The organism is Yoonia sp. SDW83-1 (assembly GCF_046762885.1).
Taxonomy (GTDB): domain Bacteria; phylum Pseudomonadota; class Alphaproteobacteria; order Rhodobacterales; family Rhodobacteraceae; genus Yoonia.
Genome location: NZ_JBKQXO010000001.1, coordinates 102694 through 119330 on the forward strand (window position 1 = coordinate 102694; position 16637 = coordinate 119330).

17 protein-coding genes are annotated in these 16637 nt (G+C 58.4%); 5 read left to right on the forward strand and 12 right to left on the reverse strand.

Annotated elements, in window-relative coordinates:
• The first annotated feature begins 27 nt into the window (after positions 1-27).
• Positions 28-432: a ribbon-helix-helix protein, CopG family gene (locus tag ACFWW4_RS00485; RefSeq protein WP_393927492.1), complete on the forward strand. Its 405-nt coding sequence runs from the start codon at positions 28-30 to the stop codon at positions 430-432.
• Here the strand turns inward: ACFWW4_RS00485 and ACFWW4_RS00490 are convergent.
• The 7 genes from ACFWW4_RS00490 to ACFWW4_RS00520 all read right to left on the reverse strand — a co-directional run bounded on the left by ACFWW4_RS00490 (position 429) and on the right by ACFWW4_RS00520 (position 8985).
• Positions 429-1550: a Gfo/Idh/MocA family protein gene (locus ACFWW4_RS00490; RefSeq protein WP_411889064.1), complete on the reverse strand. Its 1122-nt coding sequence runs from the start codon at positions 1548-1550 to the stop codon at positions 429-431. The two genes, ACFWW4_RS00485 and ACFWW4_RS00490, sit on opposite strands and share 4 nt — an antisense overlap.
• Before the next feature lie 9 nt (positions 1551-1559).
• Positions 1560-2306 carry a sugar phosphate isomerase/epimerase family protein gene (locus tag ACFWW4_RS00495; RefSeq protein ID WP_411889065.1) on the reverse strand — a complete coding sequence of 249 codons (747 nt, stop codon included), beginning with the start codon at positions 2304-2306 and terminating at the stop codon, positions 1560-1562.
• Between the two features lie 15 nt (positions 2307-2321).
• On the reverse strand, positions 2322-4706 hold the full coding sequence (locus ACFWW4_RS00500; RefSeq protein ID WP_411889066.1) for a beta-mannosidase: 2385 nt from the start codon (positions 4704-4706) through the stop codon (positions 2322-2324).
• Positions 4703-5779 carry an ABC transporter ATP-binding protein gene (locus tag ACFWW4_RS00505; protein WP_393927488.1) on the reverse strand — a complete coding sequence of 359 codons (1077 nt, stop codon included), beginning with the start codon at positions 5777-5779 and terminating at the stop codon, positions 4703-4705. Before ACFWW4_RS00505 ends, ACFWW4_RS00500 begins: the two co-directional genes overlap by 4 nt.
• A complete protein-coding gene (locus ACFWW4_RS00510; RefSeq protein WP_411889399.1) occupies positions 5776-6756 on the reverse strand; it encodes a carbohydrate ABC transporter permease in 981 nt (326 codons plus the stop codon). Before ACFWW4_RS00510 ends, ACFWW4_RS00505 begins: the two co-directional genes overlap by 4 nt.
• Before the next feature lies 1 nt (position 6757).
• Entirely contained in the window at positions 6758-7681 is a 924-nt protein-coding gene (locus tag ACFWW4_RS00515) for a carbohydrate ABC transporter permease (protein WP_393927486.1), read from the reverse strand.
• A 74-nt stretch (positions 7682-7755) separates the two neighbouring features.
• Positions 7756-8985 (reverse strand): ABC transporter substrate-binding protein, encoded by a 1230-nt coding sequence (locus ACFWW4_RS00520; RefSeq protein ID WP_411889067.1) that lies wholly within the window; start codon positions 8983-8985, stop codon positions 7756-7758.
• 178 nt (positions 8986-9163) lie between these two features.
• On the opposite strand from ACFWW4_RS00520, the gene ACFWW4_RS00525 reads away from it, so the two are divergent.
• The gene (locus ACFWW4_RS00525) at positions 9164-10204 is read left to right on the forward strand and encodes a LacI family transcriptional regulator (protein WP_411889068.1); all 1041 of its coding nucleotides are present in this window, start codon (positions 9164-9166) and stop codon (positions 10202-10204) included.
• A gap of 39 nt (positions 10205-10243) precedes the next feature.
• Here the strand turns inward: ACFWW4_RS00525 and ACFWW4_RS00530 are convergent, their stop codons facing one another.
• Both ACFWW4_RS00530 and ACFWW4_RS00535 read right to left on the reverse strand, forming a co-directional pair.
• Complete coding sequence (locus ACFWW4_RS00530; protein ID WP_411889069.1) at positions 10244-11089, reverse strand: TIGR00730 family Rossman fold protein; 846 nt, start codon at positions 11087-11089, stop codon at positions 10244-10246.
• Between the two features lie 61 nt (positions 11090-11150).
• The gene (locus ACFWW4_RS00535; RefSeq protein WP_411889070.1) at positions 11151-13346 is read right to left on the reverse strand and encodes a fused MFS/spermidine synthase; all 2196 of its coding nucleotides are present in this window, start codon (positions 13344-13346) and stop codon (positions 11151-11153) included.
• Between the two features lie 376 nt (positions 13347-13722).
• Here ACFWW4_RS00535 and dapD point away from each other — a divergent pair, with 376 nt between their 5' ends.
• Positions 13723-14550 carry a 2,3,4,5-tetrahydropyridine-2,6-dicarboxylate N-succinyltransferase gene (dapD, locus tag ACFWW4_RS00540; RefSeq protein ID WP_393927481.1) on the forward strand — a complete coding sequence of 276 codons (828 nt, stop codon included), beginning with the start codon at positions 13723-13725 and terminating at the stop codon, positions 14548-14550.
• A complete protein-coding gene (locus ACFWW4_RS00545; protein WP_411889071.1) occupies positions 14551-14826 on the forward strand; it encodes a hypothetical protein in 276 nt (91 codons plus the stop codon). It begins immediately after the preceding gene.
• A 5-nt stretch (positions 14827-14831) separates the two neighbouring features.
• Here the strand turns inward: ACFWW4_RS00545 and ACFWW4_RS00550 are convergent, their stop codons facing one another.
• On the reverse strand, positions 14832-15317 hold the full coding sequence (locus ACFWW4_RS00550) for a pyridoxamine 5'-phosphate oxidase family protein (RefSeq protein WP_411889072.1): 486 nt from the start codon (positions 15315-15317) through the stop codon (positions 14832-14834).
• Between the two features lie 138 nt (positions 15318-15455).
• Here ACFWW4_RS00550 and ACFWW4_RS00555 point away from each other — a divergent pair, with 138 nt between their 5' ends.
• A complete protein-coding gene (locus ACFWW4_RS00555; RefSeq protein ID WP_411889073.1) occupies positions 15456-15794 on the forward strand; it encodes a hypothetical protein in 339 nt (112 codons plus the stop codon).
• Between the two features lie 44 nt (positions 15795-15838).
• Here ACFWW4_RS00555 and ACFWW4_RS00560 read toward each other — a convergent pair whose 3' ends face one another.
• Together ACFWW4_RS00560 and ACFWW4_RS00565 are read right to left on the reverse strand one after the other, a co-directional pair.
• Positions 15839-16084, reverse strand: a complete 246-nt coding sequence (locus tag ACFWW4_RS00560) for a hypothetical protein (protein ID WP_411889074.1) — start codon at positions 16082-16084, stop codon at positions 15839-15841.
• A complete protein-coding gene (locus ACFWW4_RS00565) occupies positions 16081-16632 on the reverse strand; it encodes a DUF2953 domain-containing protein (protein WP_411889075.1) in 552 nt (183 codons plus the stop codon). Before ACFWW4_RS00565 ends, ACFWW4_RS00560 begins: the two co-directional genes overlap by 4 nt.
• Positions 16633-16637: the final 5 nt, after the last annotated feature.

A 16637-nucleotide genomic window follows, 5' to 3' on the forward strand; every position in this document is an offset into this window, starting at 1 on the left:
TCACCAAGAACCGGCGATATTTCGCCTATGAAACAGATTGTACTTGGTTTACCCCCCGAACTCGCCGACGCCCTCGACCATCTTTGCGGGCGCAATGAAGCAGCCATAGGTGATATCCTGCGTGAGGCGCTGCGGAACGATTTGAAACGCCGGACCCGCGCACGCGCGGATCGGGCAGCACGCCAGCATGGCCCCTTGCGGGCAAGGCTGACGGAAGATTTTGAAGACGCTGTTGATTGGTATGATCTGCAAAGCCGCCTGCGCAAGAAAGGCTATCAGTTTGTCCGCCATGGTGGTGGCCTGAGCCTGAGAGATGCAGAGGATCAGCATATCTGCAACGGTGCTGATCTGGGCTATAGCCATGCACAATTGACCCGTCGCTTCGGGCGGCAGATCCCCCGTACCGTGTCCACCTTTGCGCTGGCCAGTTAGGCCAGCAGCGCGCCTGCCTCGTCCGGTGAAAGAGCGGCGGGGCGATCACATGTCGTTGTCAGATTGATGAATTTCCGGTTCTCGCCGGCCTTCAGAATGCTGGTCATGACATCCACGGCGTGTACGGCCAGATCGACACTACAGCGGTGCGCGCGGTTTTCGGCGATGGCCGTCACCATATCGGCCAACCCGGCACAACGGTAATTGGCGCGGCCCTGTTCATCATTGGGGATACCGAAAGGGTGATCCCATGTCGGCAGCGGTGTGATTTCCTGATCCTGACCGCCGATTTCGACGGTGCCCCCAAAGAAATTGGGGTCCGGCACGAATAGCGATGCATCTTCGCCATAAAGCTCCATCGGGGCATGGCGATTGGCCCAGACATCCCAACTGGCACCAAGCGTGACGGTCGCACCGTTTGCAAATTCCAGCAGCGCGTGAATGTTGGTGGGGGTATCAACAGGGATCGTTTCGCCCTTCCGGTCGCCATTGCCGATCGTGCGGGTGGCAAAAGTGGTATTGGCGATAGCGGCGACCGATTTCACGGGGCCGATCAGTTGAAGCAGGTTGGTGACATAATAGGGTCCGATATCCAGAACCGGACCGGCGCCGGGCTGATAAAAGAAATCGGGATTGGGGTGCCAGCTTTCCATACCGTGGCTCATCACGTGACATGTGCCGCCGATGACCTTGCCCATATCGCCTGCGTCAATGGCCGCCCGCGCCTGCTGATGCGCGCCGCCCAGAAAGGTGTCGGGTGCCGAACCCACACGCAGGTTCTTTGACGCGGCCAGTTCGCGCAGGGTTTCAGCCTGATCCAGCGTCAGCACCAGCGGCTTTTCGGAATAGGCGTGCTTGCCCGCTTCCAGAATCTGCCTTGTGACCTCGAAATGCACGGCGGGGATCGTGAGGTTCACCACCACGTCGATATCCGGGGCTTTCAGCAGGTCATCTACCGTATCGGCCCGCAAATCAAACTCCGCCGCTCGCGCTCGCGCCGCGTCCATATTGATGTCCGCCACGGCCCGAACTGACAGGGATTCAAACATCGGGGCCAGCCTGCAATAGGCGGTCGAGATATTGCCGCATCCGATGATGCCAACGCCGAGTTGTGTCATGATGTGTCCTCAGAAATTGTTGATGGCAGTCAGGCTGCGTGTTGCAAACCGGACGTGGTCGTTGGGATTGTCATGTTCGACGACGTAGTGGTCGACACCGGCGTCCTGCAGGGCAGCATGGATCGCGGGCCAGTCCATGATGCCGTGCCCCACATCGGCCCACCCATCTTCGTCTGTGCAGTCGCCGTCGGGTGCGATATCCTTGATATGTACCGCGCTGATCCGGCCTGCATATTTTTTGATCCGCTCCACCGGGTCGTGACCTGCGACACGGACCCAGCCCAGATCCAATTCCAGCATCAAATCGTCCGACGCTTGCGCGATCAGGTCCAGCGGCATGTCCCCGCTGTCCAGCGGATCAAGTTCAAAAGCATGGTTGTGCCAACCAAAGGTGACACCGGCATCCTGCAGCGGTTTGCCTGCCGCGGCCAATCGTTGCCCGAAAGATGCCCAGCCCGCAGCATCAGCCGGTCGGTCTTCTGGCGCGATGAAGGGGGCAAAGACCTTTTGGACACCCAGCGTCTTGATCAGGGCAAGGGTGCCAGCGACATCGCCTTCGATCTGGTCAAGGCCGATATGGCTGCTGGACATCGCGAGGCCATGGGCATCAAGCGCGGCCTTGAGCCCGTCGACGTCACTGAACAGACCGCCATAGCCTTCGACCTCCTGATAGCCGGCCTTTGCGAGCATTTGCAGCGTATCCCCCAATGGCGGAAAGTTGCGGGAACAGTAGAGTTGATAGGAAATGCGGGGCATGGCGCGGTCCTTTGTTCAGGCGTGAGTGGCGCTGTGCAGATCGCGCAGCGTGAAGTTGGGTTGGACGTTCGATGACGCGGGCGTGAAGCGCAGGGTGTTGGGTTGGTCCGGCAGTTGGGTGAACGCGTTGGTGCTGAACCGACCGGGCATGTTGGCTTCAACCGCAACGAACAAAGCGAGCCTTTCCGCATCGACCGTGATCAGCCAGTCTGCGCCATCCGGCTCGGCGTTCATCTTGAGCTTGGGCGGCAGCAGATTGTAGTGTTTGTAAGGATGCCGCGCATAAAGATCGCTGCCCTTTGCGCCACCCGGACCGGTCCATGTGAAATACAGCATCTCCTGATCCGACAATGCGTCGGCATCAATCTGCAGAGTGTCGATCGCCCGATCCTGCACGGTGACTTCAACCGCATCCAAAGGTCGGGTCGTCCCGTCCATCGCCAGCGCCGCCGCAGCAATCTGTAGTGTGGCGGGTGCCGGGGCGTCGTTCATGGCGCGCAATACGATTTTCTTTTCATGTGGTACGGCGGTGACGTTGATGGGGGCGTAAAAGGCCTGTGCCATGTGGTGCAACAGCTTCCACTCGCCATCATCGTTTAGCGATGACCAGCTGCAGACCGGCCATGTATCGTTAAGCTGCCAGATCAACGTGCCCATGCAGTGCGGTTTCAGACTGCGCCAATGGCTGACGGCTGTCTTGATCGCAAGCCCCTGTTGAACCTGAGACAGATAGACGAAATCATCGAACTGCGTGGGCCAGCGGAAATAGCGGAACATGGTTTCGGCGATGCGGGCGTTGCCGCCTGTGTTCTTCTGGTGGCTTTCCAGAACCGGGGCGGCGATGTTCTGATCGGCCGGGCTGGCAAAGCGGTTGATGGCGCGCATCGACGGGTAGCTTTGGAAGCCGAATTCCGAACAGAAACGCGGACTGACATCGCGGTAATGGTCAAAATCCCGCCCTTCGTGCCAGACCGACCAGAAATGCATGTCGCCTGAGCCGTCATCATGCCACGCATCCCCGAAATTCAGCGGCCCGGGCGACGGTGACGATGGCCACCAATTGGCTTTCGGATCTATTTCCTTGAGGGCGGTTTCGATGCAGCGGTTCAGTCGGTCATAGTTCACCAGATAGCGGTCGCGATCAATCCGCGAACATTCGTACCAGCCCAGCGCGCCGATCGATTCGTTGTCGCCGCACCAAAGTGCGATACAGGCGTGATGGTGGAGTCTGGACACGTTATCAATAACTTCGGCGCGCACTTCGGCAAGAAACGCGTCGTCGGAGGGGTAGAGGTTGCAGGCGAACATGAAATCCTGCCAGACCATCAGCCCGAGTTCGTCGCATAGATCGTAGAACCAAGTGTCTTCGTACCGGCCACCGCCCCAGACGCGGATCATGTTCATGTTGGCGTCGACGGCGGATCGCAGCAAAGCGCGGGTTTTGGCGGGGGTGATCCGACCGGCGAGCGCGTCGGCGGGGATCCAGTTTGCGCCTTTGGCAAAGACATCACGCCCATTGATGCGGAACTTGAAACCAAGGCCGGCCGCATCCGTTGCGGTCACCAGTTCCGCAGAGCGCAGACCAATCCGCCGCGTGGCCTTTGCCTTGGCAAAGGTCACTTCGAGATCGTAGAGATGCTGATCCCCCTGCCCGGCGGGCCACCACAATTGTGCGTCAGGAATACGCAAAGACAATGTGCAGATATTCCCGATGCATGGCGCCGTCGCTGTCTGACCGGCAATGGTCGCTGCGACCTCTCCTGCCCCACCCGAAACATGGGCGGTGATCTGCAATTCCACCCCTTCACCGGAATGATCCTGCGCGATCATGATCCGGTCGATCCGGGGTGCATTTGCATCCTCGATCCGCGTGGTGCCGTAGATGCCGAAGGGGGCCAGTGCGATGTTCCAGTCCCAGCCGAAATCGCAGGCGGGTTTGCGTAGAAAGTTTCCGTTGGGGATCGGACAGTTCGCGCTATTGGGCAGTGGAAATGGGTGCGCCGCCTGTTTGGCGGCACCGGCGGCCACGACGGAATGGAATGTCACACTGATCGTATTGCGCCCCACGCGCGCTGCGCCGGCCAGCGGGACGCGGTATTCACGAAACGCATTTTCGGCCGTCAGGACGATCCAGTCGTTGATCCGGATGGTCACCACCGTATCGACACTGGACAGAACCAGATCAACCTCCGTTTCCGTCAGATCGAAATCGCGCGTGGCGGTCCAATCGCGTTCGCAGGTCCAGCGCAGATCATATTCGTTGCGCCCCCAATAAGGATCGGGGATCAGCCCGGCCGCGTGCAGCGCGGTGATCCCGTCGGTGGGCAGATGCATGGCGCAGATATGGTCGCCGCTGTCATCGGACAGCGCCCATTCGCCTGCCAAATCAAGCGGTGTCACAAACGGTCCTCGGTCGCTTTGTCGAACAGTGATGCACGGGCGGGGTCAATGCCGATGGGCAGCGTATCGCCCGACCTGACCCGCGCCTGTCCGTCCATCCGAATACGGAAAATATGCTGGCCCAGTTTGGCGTAGACCAGCGTGTCGGACCCCATGGGTTCGACCAGATCAACGTTGACCTGATATTGCAGCGGCGCATTGGCAACCAGTTCGCCGGTGATCACATGTTCGGGCCGGATACCTATTGTGGCGGGCCGATCCGTGGTCTGGGTGATGAAGTCATAGCCGGTCATGGGCATCGCCATGTCGTCCACCTTGAATGTGTCACCTTGCAGATAACCTTCGAGGAAGTTCATCGACGGGCTACCGATGAAATCCGCCACATAGAGGTTGCGGGGCCGGTTATAGATTTCGTCGGGCGAACCGAGTTGCATGATGTTGCCGCCTTTCATGACGGCGATCCGGTCGGCCAGTGTCATCGCCTCGACCTGATCGTGCGTCACGTAGATCATCGTGTTCTGCAATTGGTTGTGCAGCCGCTTGAGCTCGACCCGCAGATCGACCCGCAACTTGGCATCAAGGTTGGACAGCGGTTCGTCGAACAAGAACACATCGACGTCCCGCACCAGCGCCCGCCCGATGGCAACCCGTTGTCGCTGGCCACCGGACAGCGCGCCCGGCTTGCGCCCAAGAAGCGGTTCAATCTGCAAGATTTCGGCGGCGCGGGCGACGCGCCGTTCGATTTCCTCCTTGGGCAGCCGCGCGTTTTTCAGACCGAATGACAGGTTCCCCCGGACCGTCATCTGCGGATAAAGCGCATAGCTTTGGAACACCATCCCGATCCCCCGTTCGGATGGTTCGGCCCAGGTCACGTTTTCACCCTTGATGAAAATCTGCCCATCGGTGACCTCCAGCAGCCCGGCGATGCAGTTCAGCAAGGTGGATTTGCCGCAGCCGGACGAACCCAGAAGGACGATAAATTCACCCTCCTCGATATCGAGGTTCAGGTTTTTCAGAACTTTGACTGCGCCGAATGCGAGGTCGAGATCCTTGATTTCTACGGAGTAGCTCATCCCTTGACGGCCCCTGCTGCAATGCCCCGGACGAAGAGTTTGCCGGAGGCGAAATAGATGAAGAGAGGCACCAACCCCGTGAGGAGCGTGGCGGCCATATTGACGTTGTATTCCTTGATCCCCTGCACCGAGTTGACGATGTTATTGAGCTGCACCGTCATCGGATAGGTGTCGGGTTTGGTGTAGATCACTCCGAACAGGAAATCGTTCCAGATGCCGGTCACCTGCAGGATCATCGCGACCACGAAGATCGGCAGCGACATGGGTAGCATGATCCGGAAATAGATGCCCCAAAAACCGGCCCCGTCGACACGGGCGGCCTTGAACAATTCCTCGGGGACGGACGTGAAGTAGTTGCGGAAGAGCAGCGTCAGGATCGGCATGCCAAAGATCGTGTGCACGATCACAAGCCCAGACAGTGACCCCATGAGCCGGATCGTGGGTGCGTCAGCGTAGAAGAACCGCACGAAATTGGTGATCCCTTCACCGCTTTCACGCAGGATGATCACGATGGGATAGATCATCACCTGATAGGGGATGAAGGCGCCGAAGATCAGGATGGTAAAGAACACTTCGGACCCTTTGAACCGCCAGTTGGCCAGAGCGTAACCATTGACCGACGCGATCGCGATGGACAGGAAAACCGACGGGACCAGGATCCAGACCGAATTCCAGAACCCACGGCTGAGCCCGTCGCAATTGACGCCCGTACAGGCCTCGGCCCAGGCTTTGACCCAAGGTTCAAAAGTGACCTCGACAGGGGGCGAAAAGATATTGCCAAGTCGGATTTCCGGCATCCCCTTGAGCGATGTCACGATCATCACGTAAAGCGGCAGCAGGTAGTAGATGCAGACCACGAAGAGCGTGCTGTAAAGGATGATGTTGGCGGGGGTTATCCGCCGTTTGGGCTTTGGCCCGCGCGGACCTGACAGTGCGTCCTCTGCGGGTTTGAGCGCCACCCCCGATGCAAGTGCGATATCAGACACGGCGTTTCCCCCCGAATTCAAGATAGGCCCACGGGATCAGGATGATCAGGACCGACACCAGCATCATGGTCGAGGCGGCGAAGCCCTGCCCCAGGTTCTGGGACGAGAACATTTTTTCGATGACATATTTTGCGGGCACTTCTGAAGCGATCCCGGGTCCGCCGGACGTCTGGGCAACCACCAGGTCATAGACCTTGATGATCCCGCTGGCGATCAGCACCAGCGCGGTCACAAATACGGGCCGCATCATGGGGATGATGATGAAAATATAGGTTTTCCATGTGGGGATGCCTTCGACGCGCGAGGCCTTCCAGATGTCTTCGTCAATCCCGCGCAGCCCGGCCAGCATCACCACCATGATAAACCCCGACCCCTGCCAGATGCCCGCGATCAGGATACCGAAGATCACGATTTCGGGGTTGTTGAGCGGGTCGAACGTGAAGCTTTCCCAGCCCCAGTCCCGCACCACGTTTTGCAGCCCCAGGCTGGGGTTGAGGATCCACTGCCAGACCAGCCCGGTCACGATGAAGCTGAGGGCGAATGGGTAGAGGATGATCGTGCGAATCGTGTTTTCGAACCGGATTTTCCGGTCGAGCAGCGCTGCGAGGGTGAAACCGATCACCAGCGACAGGATCATCGAACAAGCGCCATAGATGGCCAGGTTTTCGATGGAGGTGATCCAGCGGTTCGTCGACCAAAGCCGTTCGTATTGATCGAGCCCCACCCATTTGTCAGGGGCTGGCAGCAGCCGCGATCCGGTGAACGAATGATAGACCGTCCACAATGTGCAGCCGATGAAGATGACAAGGGCTGTCGCCACCATCGGGATTGCTGCGATTTTCGCGGTCTTGTTGCGGAATAATCGGTTCGGGCGTTTTGCGCGCGTCCGCCCCTGTCCGGCGTCGATGGCCGACATGGCTTCCCCCTCCCTCTCGGGTGATTGGTGACCGTTGGGGCCCCGCATGAATGCGGGACCCCGGAGTGGTGGCCTTAGTCGGCGTCGGCGATGATCGCGGCGTAACGCGCTTGTGCGTCAGCGGCGGTGATCGACGGATCGTTCCAGAACTCGACCATCAGGTCTTCGACCTGGCCTTGAGTATCGGGAGAAAGAAGGATGTCGCCGGAGGGCAGTACATTACCGCCCGCCAGGATTTCGAGACCCTTTTTCATGCAGTCATTGGCGGCACTCAGGTCCACATCACCCCGGATCGGCAACGACCCCTTGGCGAGATTAAAGGCAACCTGTACGTCGGGAGAGAGCAGCATCGCCGCCATCTCTTTCTGTGCGGCCTCAATCTCAGGATCGTCCTGCTTGGGGAAGTAGAAGGCGTCACCGGCGGTATCGAGGATTTCGTTCACACCCAGACCGGGTAGACAGGTGTAGTCTTCACCGGCGACCTGTTCAGCGACCTGAAATTCACCTTGCGCCCAGTCACCCATGATCTGTCCACCGGCCTGACCGGTGATCACGAGGTTGGTGGCAAGGTTCCAGTCCTGCACATTTGAGTCAGCCGCCATTTCACGGGCGGTTACAGCGGCCTCGAAGACTTTCGCATATTCAGGGCCTGCCGCGACATCCGCATCCTTGTCACGGTTTACCTGCAACCAGGCCTCGGTACCCGCAATCGCTATGGTCATCACGCCAAACGCGCCAGACGACTGCCAGGGCTGTTGCCCCATGGCCAGCGGAACCTTCCCGGCAGCCTCAAGTGCTGGGGCGGCTGCGACGAATTCATCCCAGTTGGATGGGACATCGACACCGGCATCTTCAAACGCCTGATGGCTGAGCCACATCCACTGCCAAGAATGGATGTTCACCGGGGCGCAGAAAATACGCCCATCCAGTGTGCAGGCATCCAGCAATGTGGGCGGATTTACGATATCTTTCCACCCTTCAGCCTCGGCCACATCTGTGAGATCGAGAAGCATACCTGCTTCAATCAGTTCTTCGGCTTGGCGGCCATGGTTCAACTGCGTCGCCCCCATCGGGTCGCCGCCCAGGATGCGGCTGATGATGATTGGGCGTGCGGTGCCACCGGACCCTGCAATGGCCCCGTCGACCCAAGTATTGCCGGTGGCATTCCAGGCCTCGGCGAATTTGGAAACAGCGGCGGCTTCGCCACCGGATGTCCACCAATGGGTGACTTCGAGTTCGACCGCAGACGCCGCAGAGGCGCTGATCATCGCGGTGGCCGCGAGCAGTTTTGTTGTCAGTTTCACGATTCTCTCTCCCTGGTTCTAAATCGTTGTAGATGAGCCTATATCGATTTAGATTGACCTCGCAAGGAAATTTCCGCCAAGGTGCCGACAGCAGCCAGAGTGCCCGCAAGGCACTGGCGATTTTAAGATTTTGGCCCTACCAAGCCGAAAGTCATGCGGAAACAGAGGACTAGGCCATATGCATGAGAACAAAGTTCCGGGGGATCGCAACGCGCCACCGGAACGCAAGGCAAAGCCGACACTCAAGACCATCGCCAAGCTCAGCGGGCTAGCGGTGCCGACGGTCTCGCGCGCCCTGAATGACGCCCCGGACATTGGCAGCGAAACCAAAAAGCTGATTCGCAAAATCGCTGATGAGATCGGATATGTCCCCAATCGCGCCGGTGTCCGCTTGCGCACGGGGCGCACCAATGTGATCAGTCTGGTGATGTCGACCGAACATGATAATCACACAGCCCGGCTGATTTCATCCGTGGCGGGCGGGTTGCAGGGCACGCGCTTTCATCTGAATGTGACCCCCTATGCCCCGGCTGATGATATTATGAAGCCGATCCGATACATCGTGGAAACGGAATCCGCGGATGCAATCATCCTCAATCAGATCGAGCCCGAGGACCCGCGCATCGCCTATCTGATGGAGCGCGGTTTTCCCTTTGCTACTCATGGCCGCAGCAATTGGTCCGATCAACATCCTTATTACGATTTTGATAATGAAACCTATGGCCGTCATGCCATCGACCTGTTGCATGCAAGGGGTCGCAAACATGTCGCCGTCGTCGCCCCACCTTTGCGTCAATCCTATGCGCTGCATCTGGTCGCAGGACTACAGGCACGCGCCAAGGCAAACGGTCAGACCTTGTTTATTCTTGATCAGGTGAACAGCGACAATCCCAGCGAGGATATCATTGCTGCCACTACCGAGCACCTGACCGGGCACCCGGAAACGGATGCTTTCGTGACGGCGTCGACCACTGCGGCGCTGGCGGTTCTGGCAGGGTTGGAGCAGCGCGGGCTCACCGTCGGTCAGGAGATCGATTTATTCGCCAAGGAGGCGGTTCCGTTCCTGAAGATGGTTCGCGCCGACATCCTGACGATGGCCGAATCTGTGGGTTCAGCAGGCGATTTTCTGGCCAAGGCTGCGATTCAGGCGATCAAGCAACCCGACCTGCCGCCAATGCAGCATCTGGAAGTCCCGGTCGCCCCGACATCCGATGGCTGAAAAGCAGCTCCGGTCGGGGCGGCGACGCGCGAGCAACACCTATCGTCCCGGGATCACACCACGCTTTTCGCCTTTGCCTTCCCAGCCATCCAGGGCAGCGACAGCCTCGTCCGCCGTTTCGACAAAGCGGAAAAGCTCCAGATCATCGGTTGAAATCGTGCCGGCATCGGCCAGCGCATCCCAGTTGATGATCTTTTCCCAGAACGCCTGCCCGAACAGCAGGAAGGGCACCCGTGCCATGCGACCGGTCTGGATCAGGGTGAGTGCCTCGAACAATTCGTCGAGCGTCCCGAAACCGCCCGGGAAGACGCAAATTGCCGAGGCCCGCATCAGGAAATGCATCTTGCGAATGCCGAAATAGTGGAAGTTGAAGCAGAGTTCTGGCGTAACGTATTCGTTGGGCGCCTGTTCGTGCGGCAAAACGATATTCAGCCCGATGGATTTGCCCCCCGCTTCAAACGCCCCGCGGTTACCGGCCTCCATCACCCCTGGCCCACCGCCGGTGACGATCACATCATCTTTGCCACCCTTTGCCAGTGATTTGGCCGTCATGATCTGGGCGAACTTCCGGGCCTCATCATAGTATTTGGTCAGTTCCGCCAGCGTTTGCGTGCGCGCCTTGTCCTTGTTCACCGGGTCGGGAATGCGCGCGCCACCGAACAGAACGATGGTCGAGTTGATCCCCGCCTCGTTCATCAGAAGATCGGGTTTGAGCAGTTCCAATTGCAGCCGCACAGGACGCAGGTCTTCACGGCACATGAAGTCCTCGTCAGCGAAGGCCAGCTTGTAGGAGGGCGCGCGCGTTTGCGGCGTGTCCGGCGTGTGTGTCGCCGCCTCTCGGTCTTGCGAGCTGTCGCGGAACGGGTGTTTGCGGTGGTCTTGCATCAAATACGGCCCCTGGCATTGTTTGACTTACCGTCGCCGCTGGGCGGCCAAGATGCAATGGCTAGCGCATCACAGACAGGATGTTGGCGTATTCGTCTGTCCATGCAGGTTCATCATCGCTTTCGAGGACGCGCCACCGCTCATCCGCGTCGAACGGGGCCAAACTGTCTGCGTCGGCCGACATCAGCACGACCTTAGAAGATGTAGCCCCCGGCAATTTGTCCTCATTCGCAAATTCCTGGTATCGCGCATGCATTCCGATTTCCTCGGCCACGCGGGCCATCGGCACTGACATGTTGTAGTAGCGGTTCGAGATATGCAGCACCAGCAGCCCGCCGGGTTTCAACCGGTCCTGGAACAGCGTCATGGCCTCTTTCGTGGTGAGATGAACGGGGATCGCATCTGATGAGAATGCGTCGATCACCAACACATCGTAGCGCAGGTCCTTTTGCTGTTCCAGCACAACGCGGGCGTCGCCCAGATGCGTCGGCGCGTCTGGTGCGCAGTTGCTGACGAAGGTGAAAAGTGAGCTGTCGCGTGCGACCTCATCTACCAGCGCATCAATTTCGTAAAACTGCCAGTTCTGCCCCGGCTGAGCGTAGCATGCCAGCGATCCGACACCCAGCCCTACAATACCTATATCGGTGGCATTCAGTGAAAAGTCGGAGGCCATCACCTGCCCCATCGGTCCCGCCGCATGGTAGTAATTCAGCGGTGCTGGCCGGGGTTTTTCGAAATCGGCAATGAATTGCGCCCCATGCATGGTGCTACCGTTTACGTAAATACGCATGTCGTTCAGTTCGATAACCCGATGGGTGCCAAAGAAGCTGCGATCCTTAAAAACGGCATCACCTGTGCTGTAAGCAGACCCGATCGCCAACGCGGCAACTGCGGACAAGATTACTGGCCGACGGATGACGTTTGTCACCACAATGGCAAAGGCGATCAACGCTGCGCTGATCCGATAACCGACTGAGATATCACCGCCCCAGAAACCCAAGGCAACACCGGCAAGGGGCATAACGACGATGGCGGCGACGATCACATCAATGGTGAGGTCTCGGATCTTCCATTTGCGGCCGCCAACTAGAAACAAGGCCAGCGCCAGAAAGATGATGATCCGGGTCTCGTAAAGATCATCAAAGATGGTGGGAGCTATGATCGAGTTGAACAGACCGCCCAGCGCACCACCAATCGACATCATCATGTAGAAATAGGTCAGCTGGCTTTTGTCTGGGCGGGCGGCGTAGAGCGCGGCATGCGCCATCATGGTGATCCCGAAGAATGACGCCAGCAAAAGCCCCACCGTTTCCCATGTCAGTATGTTCGACGTTGTCGTCAGAAAATAGCAGAAAAATGCCATTCCGCAGACCAGCATCCAGCGCAACGCGTTCTTGCCGAAGAAAGGACGATTGGTGAAGGTCAACACGAAGGTCAGCAGATAGATTGCCAGCGGAACCACCCAGATCAAAGGGAAGGATCCGATATCGCGGCTGATCTTAGCCGTCACCGACAACATCAGCGAGGATGGGATGAAGGCCAGGAACAGCCAATAAGCCGTGGTCCGCAGACCCGGTCGCGCTGTCCGCGGTTCATTCTCAACAGATTGATTTACGCCGCCGCGCCGCGCCGCCATACCGCTGGTAAACAGAAACCCGCCCAACACGACAAAGCCGACCGCCCAGAGCACCCCAATCTGGCTGGCGCCCAGCAAAGGTTCGGCCACCAGTGGAAAAGCTAGAAGCGCACCAAGCGAACCCAGATTGGACGCCCCATACAAGAAATAGGGATCATGAGCCGACGGACCGCCGGTTTTGGCATACCAGGACTGGATCAGCGGCGCGTTGGCAGACAGCACCGCGAAGGGCACTCCGACGCCGGCGGCAAACAATAGCAGGGTCTGCAAAGCCACGGGTGTGTCTGCGTCAAATGATACACCGGTCCGGATCGACAGCGGCAGAAAGAACAGCGCCACCGCCCACAATGCGATATGCAACCCCATCTGGCCAACCACAGGAAGATAGCGGGTCGAAAAATGCGCATAGGCATAGCCTGCGATCAGCACGGTCTGGAAAAACAGCATCGCCGTGGTCCAGACGGCCGGGGCACCACCGATCTGCGGCAAGGCGATTTTGGCAAAAAGCGGCTGAACAAAAAACAAAAGAGACGCGGAGAGAAAAATCGTCAGCGTAAACAGCACCGGAATGGCGCGACCCGAGAGTATCCCGTCCAACGACTTGTTTCTTATCTGGTCCATGTAAGCCCCATATCGCCTGATTGTTTACGCCCTTAGACAAACCAACTATGTCAAAGATGCGGCGGATCTGGACCATTGCCGGGTCATTCTTGGTGAATTCCAAGGCTTTTTTCGAGTTGTTGCGCGCCACGCTGGTGATTAACTGGGCAACCAAGACAAGAGGCAAAAATGCTGCTGGACACCTCGATCTGTGACTTTGGCTGGAAGACCGCCGCCACCGGGCGCCGGATTTGCTAAACGCCATGCACATGGTCGCCTACACCGGAAACGGTCCAAAGGAGCAGACATCATTCATGGGTTGTTCGATCAAGCGGCGTTGATTGATTGCGCCTGCCCGGCTAGAAGCCCCCAAAATCAATTCTGATCGGAGACCCTCATGTCGAACGCTGCCCTTGAGACCGCCATCGAAGCCGCCTGGGAGGCTCGCGATACGATTACACCAGCGACGACAGGCGAGACCCGCGAAGCGATTGAGGATACGCTGGATGCGCTTGATGGCGGCAAACTGCGTGTGGCCGAAAAGCAGGACGATGGCAGCTGGCATGTGAACCAGTGGGCCAAAAAGGCCGTTTTGCTGGGTTTTCGCATCAAGGATATGGAAAAACAGGATGGCGGCCCGCAGGCCGGTGGCTGGTGGGACAAGGTCGACAGCAAATTCAAAGGCTGGGGCGACAACCAGTGGAAGGCTGCCGGTTTCCGCGCGGTTCCCAATTGTGTGGTGCGCAAGTCTGCTTTTATCGCGCCCGGCGTGGTGCTGATGCCGTCATTTGTGAACCTTGGCGCCTACGTGGATGAGGGAACAATGGTCGACACTTGGGCGACTGTCGGGTCCTGTGCCCAGATCGGCAAGAACGTACACCTGTCCGGCGGAGTTGGGATTGGCGGCGTGCTGGAGCCGATGCAGGCCGGGCCGACCATTATAGAAGACAACTGCTTTATCGGGGCACGCTCCGAAGTGGTCGAGGGTTGCATCGTGCGCGAAGGATCTGTGCTTGGCATGGGTGTGTTCATCGGCCAATCCACCAAGATCGTGGATCGCGAAACAGGTGAGGTCATGTATGGAGAAGTGCCGCCCTATTCCGTTGTCGTCGCCGGTTCCATGCCGTCGAAGAACAATGTGAACCTGTATTGCGCCGTTATCGTCAAGCGCGTGGACGAGCGGACCCGGTCCAAGACCGGGATCAATGAACTGCTGCGGGATTAAGTGCTGATCAGTCGGACGCTGGCGCGCAAGCGCATCGCGGCAGGGGACCGCCCGTCCTTCAAGGCGGCATGGTTGCCGGTGGCGTTGGATGTGGTGATCGTATCATTGCTGGTGGCATTGCTCTGGCAGCCCGCGCTGACCCTCATCTACGTCATGCAGTTCCCGTTGATCACCACGATCATGTTCCTGTTCGTGGTGATTTATGCCCCGGTCCAGATCGTCATCATCGTGTCAACGATCTGGGCGGTGCGGTCGCGGTGGGAAGATAAAGAGTAACCGGATTATCCGGCCAGGTTCAGTTTTTCATTCTCGCCCAGATTTGGGCCGTCATCTGAAAAGTAGGCACGTGTCATTTCAATCGCCGTGCTCAGTTTCCCTTTGTCGTTGTCCCAATATTCGGCCTGTGTGGCATTCACTTCGATGATGGCCACGTCAGCACTGTCGGGATCGTCGCCAAAAAAGACCTGACAATAAGGGCCCCACATTTCCCGGATACGGGCGCGATCGCGGTTCACACGGCCTTTGCCGGATACAGAGACAAAGACCATACTGTCAGCGTCGACAAAGCTGAGAGCGATATCCTGATCCTGACGCAGCTCGTAAATCTTGGCGCTTTCACTGTCGGTGACGAACTGGATCGTCCTGTCCAGCTTTGAGATATAGGGCGCCATCGGCCGGGACCGCATCACCTCACCATCCTGTGTGGTGACCATGCAAACCCGCATGCTTTCGAGAATATCCCAAAATCGCTGTGTTTTGTCTGTCATTGGTTCGATCCTTGTTTTGCTTGGCGTCGTGAACACAACGACAGAGATGGGATGTCGTTCCATGGCCATCGCCTGGCGCCTAAAGTGGATTGACACGCGAAACCATTGATCCCATCCAAAGGCGTCGCAATTGGGGGCATGGCTTTGGCACAAAAAACATCGAAGCAGAAGGTCTATACCCTTCTGGTGGAAGTCGGGCGCAATACGGGTGATGGTCTGCCCGAAGGTGCCACCGGCGGCGCGCTGATGTGTTATGCCAGCGGCGTGGACGAGGCCGAAGCGGTGCGCGAAACGGTCGCGATCCTCAAGCAGGCCGATCTAGCCCCGCTGGATGTATCGGGCTACGGCACGTTGGAAGAACGACTGGCGGAAGGGCATGATATCTCTGACGACGAAAAGGCGCTGATGCAGCGCGCGCTGGATGAAAACAGCGTCATCGTGGCGCAGATGACCCCGTTTTTCGACAAACCCGCCTGATCTGGAACGATGGCTCGGCAGCACCCTGTCAATGCCTTGTTCCCTTAGGAGCGGCGCAAGGTGTCGATGGCCTGCGGACAGATATTGGTGATCTTGTCGGCGGGCACCTTGCTGCCGCTCATGTCGAGCGCGACGACGTTTGCGCCCCGGCGCACCAGCACGAAGAGCGGCTGTTTCTGACAGAGAACAAAGATATTGCCATCCGCATCCCGCGCCCGGGCAGTATGGCGCGACACCACCGCGATCCAATGATCGCCGATCTGTTGTGGTTTGCTGTGGCTGTAGGTCATTCGAAGGGCCCAAACATGCGCCAGAGAAGTCCCGCAATCGGCCAAAGGAACACGATGGGGATAACCCGAAGCTGCATATCTGCGGCACCACGCAGGCAGGCCATGTCAAAGTTGGGCCGCAGATTGACCTGCGCCCCACTGCCATAGATCAGCGGCGTCAACTGGCCATAAAGCTGCCCGGTATCCGCCGGATCACCCAGACCGAATTCGCCGTCGATCCGCAGGTCTTCGATATGTACGGCCCTGATCATCTGGCCCAATGTGGCAGGCAAGGTCAGAATGGCATCTGTCCGCGCCTTGAGACGGCTACGCTTTGTCCTGGCTTTCCTTTTTGGCGTCTTCTGCGCCTCCTCGGGCGCCCTGCGCCGACTGTCATGCACCCTGATACCAGTCAGTCGCATGCCAAATGGGCAGACCGTGACGTGATACCACGATTGCGGGTCACTTCGGAACGACAGGTGCAATCGCAAAGGCAGCACCAGCGCCAGAACGAGCAGCAGCAGGATCAGCCCTATCAGCCACAGAAAAATCTGGAGCGCCAAAATCATGGAAC

Coding starts and splice junctions, on each gene's coding strand:
- ACFWW4_RS00485 (WP_393927492.1), top strand. CDS start 28: ATGAAACAGATTGTACTTGGTTTACCCCCCGAACTCGCCGACGCCCTC.
- ACFWW4_RS00490 (WP_411889064.1), bottom strand. CDS start 1,550: ATGACACAACTCGGCGTTGGCATCATCGGATGCGGCAATATCTCGACC.
- ACFWW4_RS00495 (WP_411889065.1), bottom strand. CDS start 2,306: ATGCCCCGCATTTCCTATCAACTCTACTGTTCCCGCAACTTTCCGCCA.
- ACFWW4_RS00505 (WP_393927488.1), bottom strand. CDS start 5,779: ATGAGCTACTCCGTAGAAATCAAGGATCTCGACCTCGCATTCGGCGCA.
- ACFWW4_RS00515 (WP_393927486.1), bottom strand. CDS start 7,681: ATGTCGGCCATCGACGCCGGACAGGGGCGGACGCGCGCAAAACGCCCG.
- ACFWW4_RS00525 (WP_411889068.1), top strand. CDS start 9,164: ATGCATGAGAACAAAGTTCCGGGGGATCGCAACGCGCCACCGGAACGC.
- ACFWW4_RS00530 (WP_411889069.1), bottom strand. CDS start 11,089: ATGCAAGACCACCGCAAACACCCGTTCCGCGACAGCTCGCAAGACCGA.
- ACFWW4_RS00535 (WP_411889070.1), bottom strand. CDS start 13,346: ATGGACCAGATAAGAAACAAGTCGTTGGACGGGATACTCTCGGGTCGC.
- dapD (WP_393927481.1), top strand. CDS start 13,723: ATGTCGAACGCTGCCCTTGAGACCGCCATCGAAGCCGCCTGGGAGGCT.
- ACFWW4_RS00550 (WP_411889072.1), bottom strand. CDS start 15,317: ATGACAGACAAAACACAGCGATTTTGGGATATTCTCGAAAGCATGCGG.
- ACFWW4_RS00555 (WP_411889073.1), top strand. CDS start 15,456: ATGGCTTTGGCACAAAAAACATCGAAGCAGAAGGTCTATACCCTTCTG.
- ACFWW4_RS00560 (WP_411889074.1), bottom strand. CDS start 16,084: ATGACCTACAGCCACAGCAAACCACAACAGATCGGCGATCATTGGATC.
- ACFWW4_RS00565 (WP_411889075.1), bottom strand. CDS start 16,632: ATGATTTTGGCGCTCCAGATTTTTCTGTGGCTGATAGGGCTGATCCTG.